13 protein-coding genes are annotated in these 12,900 nt (G+C 67.6%); 7 read left to right on the plus strand and 6 right to left on the minus strand.

Translation table 11 applies throughout. The annotated features are described in order from the left end of the window. The first annotated feature begins 133 nt into the window (after positions 1-133). The gene (locus tag ACFWUR_RS13345; protein ID WP_378906388.1) at positions 134-643 is read left to right on the plus strand and encodes a hypothetical protein; all 510 of its coding nucleotides are present in this window, start codon (positions 134-136) and stop codon (positions 641-643) included. Positions 644-769: 126 nt separating this feature from the next. Here the strand turns inward: ACFWUR_RS13345 and ACFWUR_RS13350 are convergent, their stop codons facing one another. Further along, positions 770-1,618 carry an NAD(P)H-binding protein gene (locus ACFWUR_RS13350; RefSeq protein WP_378906390.1) on the minus strand — a complete coding sequence of 283 codons (849 nt, stop codon included), beginning with the start codon at positions 1,616-1,618 and terminating at the stop codon, positions 770-772. A gap of 132 nt (positions 1,619-1,750) precedes the next feature. On the opposite strand from ACFWUR_RS13350, the gene ACFWUR_RS13355 reads away from it, so the two are divergent. Continuing rightward, positions 1,751-2,599, plus strand: coding sequence for a DUF5995 family protein (locus ACFWUR_RS13355; RefSeq protein ID WP_378906392.1), 849 nt, complete (start codon positions 1,751-1,753; stop codon positions 2,597-2,599). A 45-nt stretch (positions 2,600-2,644) separates the two neighbouring features. Here the strand turns inward: ACFWUR_RS13355 and ACFWUR_RS13360 are convergent, their stop codons facing one another. Next, a complete protein-coding gene (locus tag ACFWUR_RS13360) occupies positions 2,645-3,580 on the minus strand; it encodes an NAD-dependent epimerase/dehydratase family protein (RefSeq protein ID WP_378906394.1) in 936 nt (311 codons plus the stop codon). A gap of 102 nt (positions 3,581-3,682) precedes the next feature. Then, the gene (locus ACFWUR_RS13365; protein WP_378906396.1) at positions 3,683-5,410 is read right to left on the minus strand and encodes a GMC oxidoreductase; all 1,728 of its coding nucleotides are present in this window, start codon (positions 5,408-5,410) and stop codon (positions 3,683-3,685) included. Positions 5,411-5,509: 99 nt separating this feature from the next. Here ACFWUR_RS13365 and ACFWUR_RS13370 point away from each other — a divergent pair, with 99 nt between their 5' ends. The 4 genes from ACFWUR_RS13370 to ACFWUR_RS13385 all read left to right on the plus strand — a co-directional run bounded on the left by ACFWUR_RS13370 (position 5,510) and on the right by ACFWUR_RS13385 (position 8,769). Beyond that, positions 5,510-6,223, plus strand: coding sequence for a MerR family transcriptional regulator (locus tag ACFWUR_RS13370; RefSeq protein ID WP_378906398.1), 714 nt, complete (start codon positions 5,510-5,512; stop codon positions 6,221-6,223). A gap of 7 nt (positions 6,224-6,230) precedes the next feature. After that, positions 6,231-6,971: a TetR/AcrR family transcriptional regulator gene (locus tag ACFWUR_RS13375; RefSeq protein WP_378906400.1), complete on the plus strand. Its 741-nt coding sequence runs from the start codon at positions 6,231-6,233 to the stop codon at positions 6,969-6,971. Between the two features lie 84 nt (positions 6,972-7,055). After that, a complete protein-coding gene (locus ACFWUR_RS13380) occupies positions 7,056-7,649 on the plus strand; it encodes a hypothetical protein (RefSeq protein WP_378906402.1) in 594 nt (197 codons plus the stop codon). Between the two features lie 121 nt (positions 7,650-7,770). Next, on the plus strand, positions 7,771-8,769 hold the full coding sequence (locus ACFWUR_RS13385; protein ID WP_378906404.1) for a diiron oxygenase: 999 nt from the start codon (positions 7,771-7,773) through the stop codon (positions 8,767-8,769). 1 nt (position 8,770) lies between these two features. Here the strand turns inward: ACFWUR_RS13385 and ACFWUR_RS13390 are convergent, their stop codons facing one another. Both ACFWUR_RS13390 and ACFWUR_RS13395 read right to left on the minus strand, forming a co-directional pair. Continuing rightward, a complete protein-coding gene (locus ACFWUR_RS13390; RefSeq protein WP_378906406.1) occupies positions 8,771-9,493 on the minus strand; it encodes a TetR/AcrR family transcriptional regulator in 723 nt (240 codons plus the stop codon). A 38-nt stretch (positions 9,494-9,531) separates the two neighbouring features. Then, complete coding sequence (locus ACFWUR_RS13395; RefSeq protein WP_378906408.1) at positions 9,532-10,854, minus strand: family 1 glycosylhydrolase; 1,323 nt, start codon at positions 10,852-10,854, stop codon at positions 9,532-9,534. A gap of 336 nt (positions 10,855-11,190) precedes the next feature. Between ACFWUR_RS13395 and ACFWUR_RS13400 the strand changes: the two genes are divergently transcribed. Then, the gene (locus tag ACFWUR_RS13400; protein ID WP_378906409.1) at positions 11,191-11,673 is read left to right on the plus strand and encodes a nitroreductase family deazaflavin-dependent oxidoreductase; all 483 of its coding nucleotides are present in this window, start codon (positions 11,191-11,193) and stop codon (positions 11,671-11,673) included. On the opposite strand, the gene ACFWUR_RS13405 is transcribed toward ACFWUR_RS13400, so the two are convergent. Beyond that, on the minus strand, positions 11,674-12,876 hold the full coding sequence (locus ACFWUR_RS13405; RefSeq protein WP_378906411.1) for a site-specific integrase: 1,203 nt from the start codon (positions 12,874-12,876) through the stop codon (positions 11,674-11,676). Positions 12,877-12,900: the final 24 nt, after the last annotated feature.

The raw sequence follows: 12,900 nt of genomic DNA on the forward strand, positions 1-12,900 counted from the left end.
CGTTGCTCCTCGGACAACGAACTTCGCGCACGCATGAAACTGCTCCCCGGAGGTCGGATCTGAATTTCTCAGTCCAACTTCCGGGGAGCAGTTCAGAACCAGCACCGCCCCGCTCGCGCCGGGATCGAAGGGCGTGCTCATCGCCACCTATCGGGTGGCCTACGACGTGCCGTCGGCCTGGACGGTCCACTCCGAGAGCGACACGATGTCGTTCTCCAACACGACCGGCGCGATCGACGGTCGCGGCCAGGCGACCGAAGGCGCCGACTACTGTCCGGGCTCGGTCTATCGCGCCATGGCCGCTGTCACCTCGACCACCGAAACCGATCCGGCGGCCGCTGCCACGCGTGTCGCGAAGATCGCCGCGGCAGGCGGATATTCGGACCCGACGGGCGGAAAGGTCGGCACGCCCACCTCGCTCCAGACCCAGAGCGGTGTCAGTGGTCAATTCGTCGAGACCTCAGGTCCGTGGACCCCGCAGGTCCCGGGCTGTACCGCCAACGCCTACTCCGTCTACGCCTTCGGCTTCCGCAACGCCGCCAACACGACCCTCGTCCTGACCCTTCTCGTCGACCGCGGCACCTCCGGGGAACTCACCGCCGATCAAGCCGAGAAGATGATCAAGAGCCTGCGCCTGGTCTAGACCGCCGAGCGGATGCCCACGCAGACAGTCCAACGGGCCTTTCACCTGCGCCGGACCGGTGGGGCCGCCCCTGCCTGTCGCCGAGATGCTGCACCGGGTGCGGCTGTCGACCCGGCGCAGGTGGGCTCAGGAATCCTTCGGCAACGTGGCGAGGAAGTCGCGGAAGTCGGTGGCGGGGCGACCGGTCAGGTGCTGCACCGCATCGGTCACCTGGGCGAGGTCGCCACGAGCGATCGCGGTGTAGGTGCTGACCCAGCCGTCGACTTCCCACTTCGGCGCGTCGTACTTCGCGCGGGAGGCGTAGGCCTGGTCGACGGTCTGGTCGACGTAGCGGAAAGGACGGCCGAGGATCTCGGTCATGTCGGCGGTCGCGGTGGTGAGGCTGAACGCGCGCGGACCGGTGATGTCGAAGGTCTCGCCGTCGTAAGCCGTCGAATCGAGCACTGCCGCAGCACAATCGGCGACGTCGGCGCGCGCGACCGCGGCGACCTCGCCGTCGCCCGCCGGGCCCTCGATCACACCGTCGGCATCGGCGAAGTGCGGGATGATGTCCTGGTACTGGTTGTCGCGTAGGAACGTGAACGCCAGGCCGGAGTCGCGGATGGCCTGTTCGGTGTGCCAGTGATCGCGGCCGAAGGTGAACGTGGCCTCGGGCGCGGCGCCGACGAACGACAAATACACGATCCGTTGGACTCCCGCGTTCTTGGCGGCATTCACCACGGCGATCTGCTGGGCGGCCCGATCGGCACTCTCGGTGGCCGAGACGAAGAAGAAGGTCTGTACCCCATCGAGCGCGGACGCGACGGTGGCGGGATCGCCGAAGTCGACGGTCGCGGTGGTGGCTCCCTCGATCGGCGCGATGTGTTCGACACGGCGGCCGAGCAATCGCAGTCGCGCGCTCGAAGGCGCGAGCAGGCCGGCGACCCGGCCGCCGATTTTTCCACTTGCTCCAGAAATCGCGATGGTCTGCGGCATCGGTTCAGGCTATGGGGCTGTCACGCCGGGATGGGCCGACACGCCCACCGGTACGCGCGTCGGTGCGCGGAACTGCCCATGAGGTGGTGGAATCGGCGCGTGCGTGTATCGAGTGGAATAGCAGCCTGTGTCGTGGCCGTGGCGCTGGTCCTGCCCGCGGGCCCGGCCGCGGGCGTGGTCGAGGACACGGCGTGCGGATCGACCCTGTCGCAGGCCGATGTCGCCGAGCTCGCGCGATTGTCGGACACGTCGGCGATCTCCGGTGCGGGCAGTCTGGACCGACTCGAGGACGCGGTGGCCCGCCATCATCGGATCACCGAGATCCTCGTGGAGCATCGAGACCTGCGCGGACTGTTCGCGATCGGGCTCGACGGGGTCGAATACGCCGCGGTGATGCCGATGCAGCGCGACCCGTCGGCCTTCGCGAACCGCGAGTACGCGCACGCGATCAGCCTCGAGCTGTTGCGCCGTTTCCTCGACAACCTGCACGCCGAGTTCACCGGAGGCGCCGCCGAACCCCAGTGGGCGCACTACTTCGCCCTCGCCCGGGACTGTGGGGCATCGCGCGCTCGCACGGCGATGGCCGGATACAACGCGCACCTGACCGTCGACCTGACCTATTCGGTGGCGGCCGTGGGCAGCAAGCCGGAGAACGCACCGGACTACTTCAAGATCGTGGCCGGGATCGCTTCGGTCGGTGACGTGATCATCGACCGCACCAAGGCGGCCTACGGCGCCGATCTCGGACCGCTCTGGCGGTTCTACTTCGTCGGCGAGGGACTCGACCAGCTGTTCGGCGCGGGAGTGGCCACCGAACAGCTGCTCATCGCCGCCGACCTCGGCGCGAACACGGTGATCTTCGCCAATGGGCTCGCCCTACAGGACCCAGCCCTGGCGCCCGCGATTCGCGCCGAGATCACTGGTTTGTGGCAGGCGGGCGACCTTGCCTTCGAGGCGTTGGCCCGCATCAACGCACTCTGAATCCGGGCCGTCACCGTCCGAGATCGGCGTCGAACAACGCGGTCGTCAGGAGCGGTGGAACCGGAAGTCGGCTGCGAGCGCGTCATGGCAGATGTCGTCGAGCTCGAGAAGCTGGTGGATCCAGGTCGGTGCGGTGATCGGCGTTCGGATCACCGCGCGGACCGTGATGGCGGCGACCACCGCGGTGGCCAGTGATTGGCCCCGGCCGGTCGCGGACCTGATGGATCCGTCGGCGGACCTGGCCAGCGCTACCCACCGATCGCTGCTCCCCGGCATATGCGCCGGTGCAAGCGGTTGCAGCGCAGGCGCCCAGGTGAGGGCGGACAGGCCGAGAGTGGCGAGCCGGGAGTCGAGGCGGAGGTAGGTGCGCACCGGCACCCCGAATTCGCGGGTGAGGCGGTGCTGATCTGCGAAGTCGGCGCGCACCGCGGGAAATGGTCGGTAGGCGACCTCTTCCGGTAGTGGAAAGCTTTGTCGCCCGGTGAAATTGCGGATGCTCGAGCCGTCGGCGTCGGGAAAGCGCTGACCGAGAAGTCGGTAGGTCCAGGCCGTCGCTGCGGGCCCGTGGGATTCGCCGGAGCCGAGGCCGATCATGATGTCGACCGGGCCGCGGTGATGCGCGAGCGCGTCGACGGCGAGCAGGGTGGTCAGGCCGGGCGCCAACCCGACACCGAGGACGGCGGGCCCTTCGACGTTCTCGAGCGACCGGACATACTCCGACGTCGCCGAGATATCAAGGAAGGGGATCCCGCGCCCCGCACATGCCTGTGCCAGCTGAACATCCTCCGCGCCCACGCAATTCACCACGATGGACGCCGCAGCCAAGGCCGCGTCGACACTGGCGCTGTCGCGGATGTCGACCACCCGGTCTGCCCTGCTCGCGTCACGCCCTGCCGCCTGCGCTGGAATGCCCTCGGCGCGCAGCAACCGCACCAGGTGCGCCCCGACAGTTCCGTATCCGCCCAGAACCAGCACCGTCATCGAAGATCCTCCCCGTCGTCGACACCGATCCTACGTGGCCGAAAACCGAAAAGCCCCGGCTTGCAGCGGGTAACCGCACAGCCGGGGTCCAATTTCGTCGAATCAGCCCGCGGACTTCTCCGAGCTGCGGATCTCGACGATCGGCAGCACCAGCGCGGCGGGCGCGCCGGCGGGAACGACCGGCTGGTTCGGGCGGACCGGGGCGATCTTGGTGTAGCCCGCGCTCTGTTCGGGGCGGGTGTCGAGCTCGCCCTTGTTCGGCCAGTAGGCGGCCGCGCGCTCGGCCTGGGCGGTGATGGTGAGCGACGGGTTGACACCCAGGTTGGCCGACACGGCCGCACCGTCGACGACGCTGAGCGTCGGGTAGCCGTACACGCGGTGGAAGGCATCGATCACGCCGTGCTCGCGGTCGGCACCGATCGCCGCGCCACCGAGGAAGTGCGCGGTCATCGGCACATTGAACACATCACCCCAGGTGCCGCCGGCTTCGCCGCCGATCTTCTCCGCGACCCGCCTTGTCACGTCGTTACCCGCGGGGATCCAGGTCGGGTTCGGTTGTCCGTGACCCTGTTTGGAGGTCAGCTTGCGCCCGCCGAACAGGCCACGCTTGGTGTAGGTGGTGATCGAGTTGTCCAGGTGCTGCATCACCAGCGAGATGATGGTGCGCTCACTCCAGTTCTTCACGCTCATGAAGCGGAAGAAGGTCAGGGGATTGGCCAGCACGAGGCCGAGGAACCGCAGCCACCGTGGCACGCGGCCGCCGCCGTCGACCATGAGTGTCTGCAGCATGCCCATCGAGTTGGAACCCTTGCCGTAGCGAACCGGCTCGACGTGGGTGTCGGGCGTGGGGTGGATCGAGGAGGTGATCGCCACACCCTTGGTGAAGTCCTGATCGGGTCCGAGCGTCTTGGTGGCGGCACCGACGATGGATTCGGAATTCGTGCGGGTCAGCAGGCCGAGCTTGGCCGACAGGTTCGGCAACGAACCCTCATCGCGCATCGCGTGCAGCAACTTCTGCGTACCGAGCGTGCCCGCCGCGAGCACGACGTGCGCGGCGGTCAGCGTCTTGGGCGCCTTGCGCACCCAGGCGCCGGTGCGCTCGGTGGCCACGTCCCATGTGCCGTCGGGCAACGGACGCAACGCCGAGACCGTGGTCATCGGAATGACCTGCGCCCCAGCCTGTTCGGCGAGGTAGAGGTAGTTCTTCACCAGGGTGTTCTTGGCGCCGAACTTGCACCCGACCATGCAGTCGCCACACTCCACACAGCCGGTGCGCTCGGGACCGACACCACCGAAATACGGGTCGGCTTCGGTCTTGCCCGGCGTACCGAAGAACACACCGACGGGCGTCTGCACGAAAGTCTCGCCCACACCCATGTCCTCGGCGACGGATTTGAAGATCTCGTCGGCGGGGGTCATATGGGGATTGGTCACCACTCCGAGCATCTTTTTCGCTTGCTCGTAATACGGGGTGAGCTCGGTGCGCCAATCGGTGATCTCGCGCCACTGCGGATCCCGGAAGAACGGCTCCGGGGGCACGTAGAGGGTGTTGGCGTAGTTCAGCGAGCCGCCACCGACGCCGGCGCCACCGAGGATCAGGACGTCGCGCAGCGGGTGGATACGCTGGATGCCGTAGCAACCGAGCTTGGGCGCCCAGACGAATTTGCGCAGGTCCCAACTGGTTTTGGGCAGTTCGTCATCGGCGAAGCGGCGGCCCGCTTCGATGACACCGACCTTGTAGCCCTTCTCCACCAGGCGCAGCGCGGTGACACTGCCGCCGAATCCGGAGCCGACGATCAGAACGTCGAAATCGGTGGTGCGCTCGGGCATGGGGGAGCTCCTCGATCGGTGTCGACAGTGACGCGGGTAACGCTAATGGCGACAGCCAGAGCTGTCAACGTAGGGTCGAGCCGGTTCTATGCTGGTCGGGTGGCCCGATATACCCGAGCGGAACTCGCCGATGTCAGCGGCGTGGCCTCGCGCACCATCCGCTACTACCACTCGCTCGGCGTGCTGCCGAAACCCGGTCGCGCGGGCAAGGAAGTCGTCTACTCCGACGAGCATCTGGACCGGCTGCGCGACATCGTCGCCATGCAGGCCCGCGGGCTGCGGCTGGATGCCATTCGCGAGGTGTTCGACACCGAACCGCAGGCCGGTGACTGGCGCACGCTGTTCGATCCACGCGCGAGCCAAGCCGTCGACCGCTCGTCCTACGTCGACGACGCCGAGCTCACGGCCATGCTGGGCGACCGGGGCACCGACGTGCTCACCGAACTCGTCACGGCGGGCTACCTGGAACGCCGTGGGCAGCGCTGGTTCATCGGCGACGGTCCGATGCTCAAGGGCGCGCTGGTGCTCTACGACGTCGGCACCGACATCACCCTCAGCGGGGTGTTGCGGACCCTGATCCGCTCGCGCATCGCCGACCTCGCCGACGAAGTCGTGCGCACGGTCCGCGACGCCGCGGGAACCGGTTACGGCGGTGAGGGAGTAGCCGTGGACCTGAGTCGCTTCCGCGACCGTCTGCTCGCGATGGCCTGGGAGGTCGGCGGCGCCACCTTGGCCGCCGAGATCGAACGAGCCGCCGCCGAAGACGACACGGCGGTGCGCTCCGATCCAGCCCGCGCCGTGAGTGGGCGATGATCGGACGATGAGCTCCGAGCATCCGGGTCCGCGCGCACTGGCCCGCGCGCAGACGATCGCCGATATCAAACGCATCGGTCGCGAGCACCTGGCCACCCAGGGTGCGGCTGCCCTGTCCCTGCGTGCGGTCGCGCGCGATCTGGGTGTGGTGTCCTCGGCGGTGTACCGGTACGTGCGCAGTCGTGACGAGCTACTGACCATGCTGGTGGTCGACGGCTACAACGCCCTCGGTGACGCCGTCGACGCGGCACTGCTCGCGACGCCCGACGATCCCGCGACCCGGTTCCGGGTGACCGCGCGAACCGTGCGCGACTGGGCGCTGGCGGAGCCGGCCTGGTACGGCCTGCTGTTCGGTACACCGGTCCCCGGCTACGCCGCACCCGCGGCCGACACCGAGGCGCCTGGGGTGCGGGTGATCGCGATCCTGCTCGACATCGTCGACAGTGCCTACCGTCGGGGTCAGCTCAGCCTCCCCGCTACGGACCCAGCGATCACCCCGCGTACGTCGGCAGACCTCGCCGCGATCCGCGAGCAGTTCGGGCTGCTGGTTCCCGATCGGGTGATCGCGGCTGCCATCACGGCTTGGACCACGCTGTTCGGTGCCGTGAACTTCGACGTGTTCGACATGTACGGCCGCGACACCTTCGCCGATCGCGCGGAGATTTTCGACCTCACCATCGACCAGCTATTGCATCTGCTCGGCTTCGTCGTGCCGCGCCAAGATGATGTGGACCGGTCGGTACGGTAGCGAAACGAAGAGTTCCCGCGGTATGTGGGGAGAGGGAATGTGTGAACGGCGATATCGGCGTCGCCAACGAAGGAGAGTGCCCGAGTGAATTCCCGCGAGGAGATCTTGCGCAGAGTCCGTGACGGGCTGCTCGACCTGCCGGAAGACGAGCGCCGAGTCCCCATCCGCCGATCCGGCGGTCGACACGCGGCCGTGGATCCGACCGAGCGGGCCGAGGTGCTCGCCCGGTTCGACGAACGGTTGCGCGAGCACGGCTCGGTGGTGCGCACCGTCGACATCGCGGGCCTGCCCGCCGCGGTCGCCGACGTGCTCTACGGCATGAGCGTGCAGACGGTGCTCGCCGCGGTCGAGCCGGGCCCGGCGTGGTTGGACCGCTGGGCCAGTGCGCCGGGACACCGGGTCGTGCACAGCGGGTCGGACTCGGCCGAGCCCGCGGATGCGGTGGTTCGCGACGCGGTCGCCGGTGACGCCTCGACCGGCTCGCTGGCACTCGATGTCGACGGCGGACCAGTGGTCTCCGACGACATGCCCCAAGTCTGTGTAGTACGCGCCGATCGCGTCTTCGCCGCCCTGCCCGAAGCGCTGGACCACCTCGACCAACGCCGCCCGCTGATCTGGCTCGGCGGCCCCGGCGATACCGAACTGGCCCGTCAATTGGTGGTTCTGCTCGTCGAATAGGCCGCGCGAAATGTTATCGTGCCAGGGTTGTGTGGGACCGACGGTCTCAGTTATTCTTGGGTAACGGTGTGACGGTGCTAACAGCGCTGTGCACGCCGGAACGCGAACCGAGGAGGCACCGATGACGCTGACCGAATCGAGCCGTGGCGGACTCATCAGCGAGGAGTACCGAGATGCGTTGGCGACCCTGTCGCAGGGGTCTGTCGACCGGCATTTCGATCCCTACCTCGATATCGATTGGGATTCGCCCGCGCTCGCCCTTGACCCGAACGATGTGCGGTGGGTGCTCTCGCCGGATGTCGACCCGCTGGGCGCCACCCAGTGGTACCGCGACCAGCCGCTCGACAGGCAGATCGCGATCGGAAAGTGGCGCACCGCCAATGTGATCAAGGTCGGCGCCGCGTTCGAGAGCATCCTGATCCGCGGAATGATGCAGTACATCATGAAGCTGCCCAACGGCTCCCCGGAGTTCCGGTACTGCTTGCACGAGATGACCGAAGAGTGCAATCACATCCAGATGTTCCAGGAACTGATCAACCGGATCGGTGTCGACGTGCCCGGCATGCGGCCGCTGTTCCGGGCCCTGTCGCCGCTGATCGGTGTCGCGGGTGGTTACGCGCACACCATCTTGTTCATCGGCATCCTCGGTGGTGAGGAACCGATCGACCACTATCAGAAGGCCGTGATCCGCGAGGGCGCGTCGATGCCGCCGATGGTATTGCGCACCATGCAGATCCACATCGCCGAGGAAGCGCGTCACATTTCGTTCGCGGGTGATTTCCTCGCCGCGCACATCGGTCGGATGGGCAAGTTCAATCGCGGAGCCTGCTCGGTGGCGTTCCCGATCGCCATGCGATGGCTGGCGGGCGAGATCATGGCGCCCCCGCGGTCGTTCGGGCGCGAGTTCGATATTCCGCGTGAGGTCATCGAGCAGGCGTTCTGGAAGTCGGAGCACTCCAAGAAGATCCTGTCCGGCTACTTCGGCGACATGCGCAAACTGGCCGAGGATCTGGATCTGATGAACCCGATCGCCAAGCAGCTCTGGCGCAAGCTCGGTGTCGACGGTCCGGTGTCGCGCTACCGCAGCGAGCCCGAACGCACCGCGCGCCGCGTCGCCTGAGTCAGGCGCGGGCCACCAGTTGCGTGATGACCTCGGTCAGCTGCTGATCGGGGTCGAGGGTCAGGCCGTGGCGGCGGGCGACGCCGTCGACCACGTGCCAGGCATAGGAGGCGACCTCCTCGATCAGCTGGTCCCTGGTGAGCGCCGGATTCGGGTCGTTGGCCCAGCGGGTGACGGTGGCCTCGGTCATCGACACGATGGCGAAGGTCATCGTGTCGGCCGAGGCCTCGTCGGTCACACCGACCACCCCGGCGAGGCCGGTGACGAGAGCCCTGGTCGAGCCCGCGATGGTGGCGATCATCGCGCTCATCGCATCGATATCGGGATCGGCCTCCGACGGTCCGGTGCGCAGGAAATCGTGCAGCCGGGGATGGTCCTGGATCCAGGTGACCACCGCGCCGATCGTGCGCACCAGAATTTCGTGGATCGAGCCCTCGGCGATATCGAGCGCGTCTTCGATCTCGGCGACGAAACGGTCGGCGATCTCGCTCCTGATCCGGCGATCCAGCTCGTCACGACCGGCGAACTGCCGGTAGACCACCGATTTCGCGAGCCCCGCGTGCTCGGCGATCTGGATGATCGGCACCTCGACTCCGGCGGGCGCCTGTTCGAGCAGCTCGACGGCGGCCAGCACGATCCGCTCTCGGCGGCTGTCGTTGTGCGGCTGCCATCGCGCTTGCCTGCCGCTCACGGCGCTGGAGGGGTGTGACGCTGTGCTCGACACCCGCCCGAGTGTAGAGCAATCGTTGACGCTTCAATCCGCTACCGGGGGACCGACACGGGATCGGTGCAACTGGCGAGCCCGTCGACGATCGAACACGGGGCGACAGGGCGCGTCGGCCGGTAGTCGGAGGCGACGCCGCCCGCCGCGGTGATCGCGCGGTAGGCCTCGACCGCGTCGGTCGGGGTGCGGGTGAGTGTCGGGTCGGTGAGGACGTCGACCGTGTAGAGACCGAAACGAGGTGTGTAGGAGCCCCACTCGTAGTTGTCGGTGAGGCTCCAGTAGTTGTAGCCCATCAGCGGTATGCCGTCGGCAACGGCGCGCTGCAGCCAGTAGACGGTGTCGCGCAGCGAATCCGCGCGGGTGTAGCCGTCGGCGCGGGGGAGTCCGTTCTCGGTGGGGAGCCCGTTCTCGACGATGTAGAGCGGACGGCCGGGGAACTTTCGCGCGTAATGGTCGAGTGCGTAGTAGATCCCTTCGGGCTGCAGCGGCAGCGTCCAGAGGCGGTCGGGTTCGGGGACTTGCAGTTCGGTGGCGGAGAAGCCGTAGTAGTAGTCGATGCCGATGAAGTCCAGGCGCGTCGAGATCCGGTCGAGGATCAACCCGCTGACCGCATCGTCGACGGCGGGGATGTAGGCGACGTTGCTGGTCACCTGGGCGCCGGGGTGTACGGCGTGGATGTAGTCGTAGATGCTGTTGTGCGCCTCGATGATTCGTTCACCCATGGTGAGGACGTCGGCGGCACCGATGCCGCCGTGACGCAGATCGTTGACCAGATAGAACGTCGGCTCGTTGAAGGTCACCCACAGCGGGTCCGCGCCGGCGAACCGGTCGACGACGTGGCGGGCGTTGGACAGCCAGTTCGCGACGATCTCCGGATCGCGCCAGCCGCCGCGATCGGCCGCCCAACCCGGGTACACCCAGTGATCGAGGGTCAGCATCGGCCGCATCCCGGCCGCGGTGATCGTCGCGACCACGTCGTCGTAGAACGCGAGCGCCGCCTCGTCCCAGACACCGGGCCGGGGTTGGATCCGTGCCCACTCGATGCCGATGCGGTACACGCGCACACCGAGTTTCGCGGCCAAGGCGATGTCGGACCGGTAGCGACCACGGAAGTCGACAGAGTTCAGGTAGGGGTCGGGAGTGGTCCCGGATTCGACATAGCGGCGCCAGTTGCTGTCCGGCGCATCGCCCTCGGCCTGGAATCCGGAAGCTGCCACGCCCCAGAGGAATTCGGGTCCCAGTGGTGCCAGTTGGGTCGGCGCGGGTGGTCGGGCGAGGGTGGGGGAGGTGCTGGTCGTGAGCAGGACCGCCGCGGTCATGACGACCGTAGCGAGGATGCGGCGACCACTGGGGGAGTGCATGGCGCTCCTGGCAGCTAGGGGAGGGGAGTGGGTTCAGTGTGCGACATCGAGGTGATTGCGCGGGGGAATTGCGGCGGAGCGGTGAGCACAGTGGTCATTCTGTAAAACAACATGTAATTACGTAGATATGCGCATCTACTTATGTCTCCCCCTTTGACCACTATACGGCCGACCATTCTCAACATGTCCATACGTCATCCCTACTCACCAACAGGGACAGGGGAGGGCTCCGCTAGGTCACCGGGTCCCGGGCGTCGTCCACCACACCGAGTGAGTTGCCTCTCAGCGCGCCGTCGTGAGTGGGTGAACCCGGTTCGCTCGAGCCAGGATTCGAAGATGGTTTGGAATCCCTTGCCGGGCTTCGCGCGCGTGTTCGCGACTCAGCCCTGGGTGATGCGTGGCGCCGGCGTCGTTCTGCCGACCGAGCGGGTTTTGCGCAGGCTCAGTGGCGGTCGGTGGGGTGTGCTCGACCTGGCCGGGCTCCCGTCGATCGAGATCACGGTGGTCGGGCGCAAGTCCGGGCAGCCGCGCACCACTTCGCTGCTGTGTGTGCCCGACGGCGACGGCTTCTATCTGGTCGGCTCGAACTGGGGCAAGGCGCAGCATCCAGCCTGGTCGGCGAACCTGCGCGCGGCCCGGACCGCATCGGCCCGCTTCGGCGGCAGCCCGACCTTCCCGGTAACCGTCACCGAGATCGCCGGTGTCGAGCGCAAACGTGTGTGGGATCAGGTCGTCGAGTTCTGGCCCGGTTACGAGATGGAATTCCAGCTCTCGGGCGGCCGTGAGTTTCGCATCTTCCGGCTCGATCGGATCCGCTGATCACAGTCCCAGCTTGGTGACCGCGTTGTCTTCGAGCGGGTTCGCGGTGCGAATGTAGCCGTGGACAGTGCGAGGGTTGGACCAGCGGCCTTGGCGCATGATCTCTCGGTCGCTGGCACCGCCGAGGGCGGCCTGGGTGGCGAAGCCCGCGCGCAGGGAGTGTCCGGAGAACAGGTCCGGGTCGAGGCCCGCGCGGGCTGCGTAGCGTTTCACGAGTTCGGCCACGGCCCGCCCGGACAGCGCGGTGGCGCCGATCGAGCCGTGCCGGTTGATCGTGGGGAACAGGGGGCGATCCTCATCGGTGCTGAGCCGGGTGCCGGCGAAGCCGTGGCAGCGATGGATCGTCGTGTCGGCCGCGAGAGTGTTCGTCGTCCAGGATCGTGCGCCGACGTCGCCGGTGTCGGCGTGGACTTCCAGTAGGCGGACCCAGTCGGCGAACGCGCAGATCGGGCAGGTGCGCGGATGTTTGCCGCGGGGCAGGGCGATGCGTTGTTCGGCGACGCCGGTCGGGTCGGTCTTCGTGGTCGGCAGGTGCACGATGAGCAGTGGTTCGCCGGTGGTGTGGTCGGTGCGCACGTGCACGTCGCTGATGCGAAGCCCCGCGAGTTCGCTACGCCGTAGCGCGCCTGCGAAGCCGACCAGCAGCGCCAGGGCGTCTCGGCGGCGGGCGGGTTCGGTGGGCCAGGCAGGTGCGGGGAGTTCGGCGAGGAGCTGGTCGAGGGTGTGCAGCAGGACCGGCCGTTTCCGGGTCGGTGGGGTGCGGCGGGTGCGGCGGATTCCGCGCAGGGTGAGCCGGACGACGTCGGAGCGTGTGGGCGAGGGGAGTCCGTTGGCGGCGTGGACAGCGGCGATGGCGGCGGATTTGCGATCCAGGGTGGCCGGGCTGAATGCCCATGCGCCGTTGTCTCGTCGGGCGTCAGCGGAGGCGGCCAGGTAGACGGCGACGTCGAGTGGGTCCGCGGGGAGTGCTTGTCGCTGTTCGACCGCGCACCAGCCCGCCCAGGCGATCCAGTCTGTTCGGTAGGCACGCAGGGTGTTCGCGGATTGGGAGGCTTCGAGGTAGCGGCGCAGCGCACCTGCCTGGTTGTCATCGAAGCGTTCGCGGACCAGGCGTAGAGCGGCGGTGTCGACGAGGACGCTGCGCACCCCTCGGCGCAATTCGGTCCGTACCTGTTCGGGAAGTACGACCGATGCGTCGCTCAACTTCGCCACTCCTCGCGTGAATCG

This window comes from Nocardia sp. NPDC058633 (assembly GCF_042717045.1).
In the GTDB taxonomy this organism is placed as follows: domain Bacteria; phylum Actinomycetota; class Actinomycetes; order Mycobacteriales; family Mycobacteriaceae; genus Nocardia.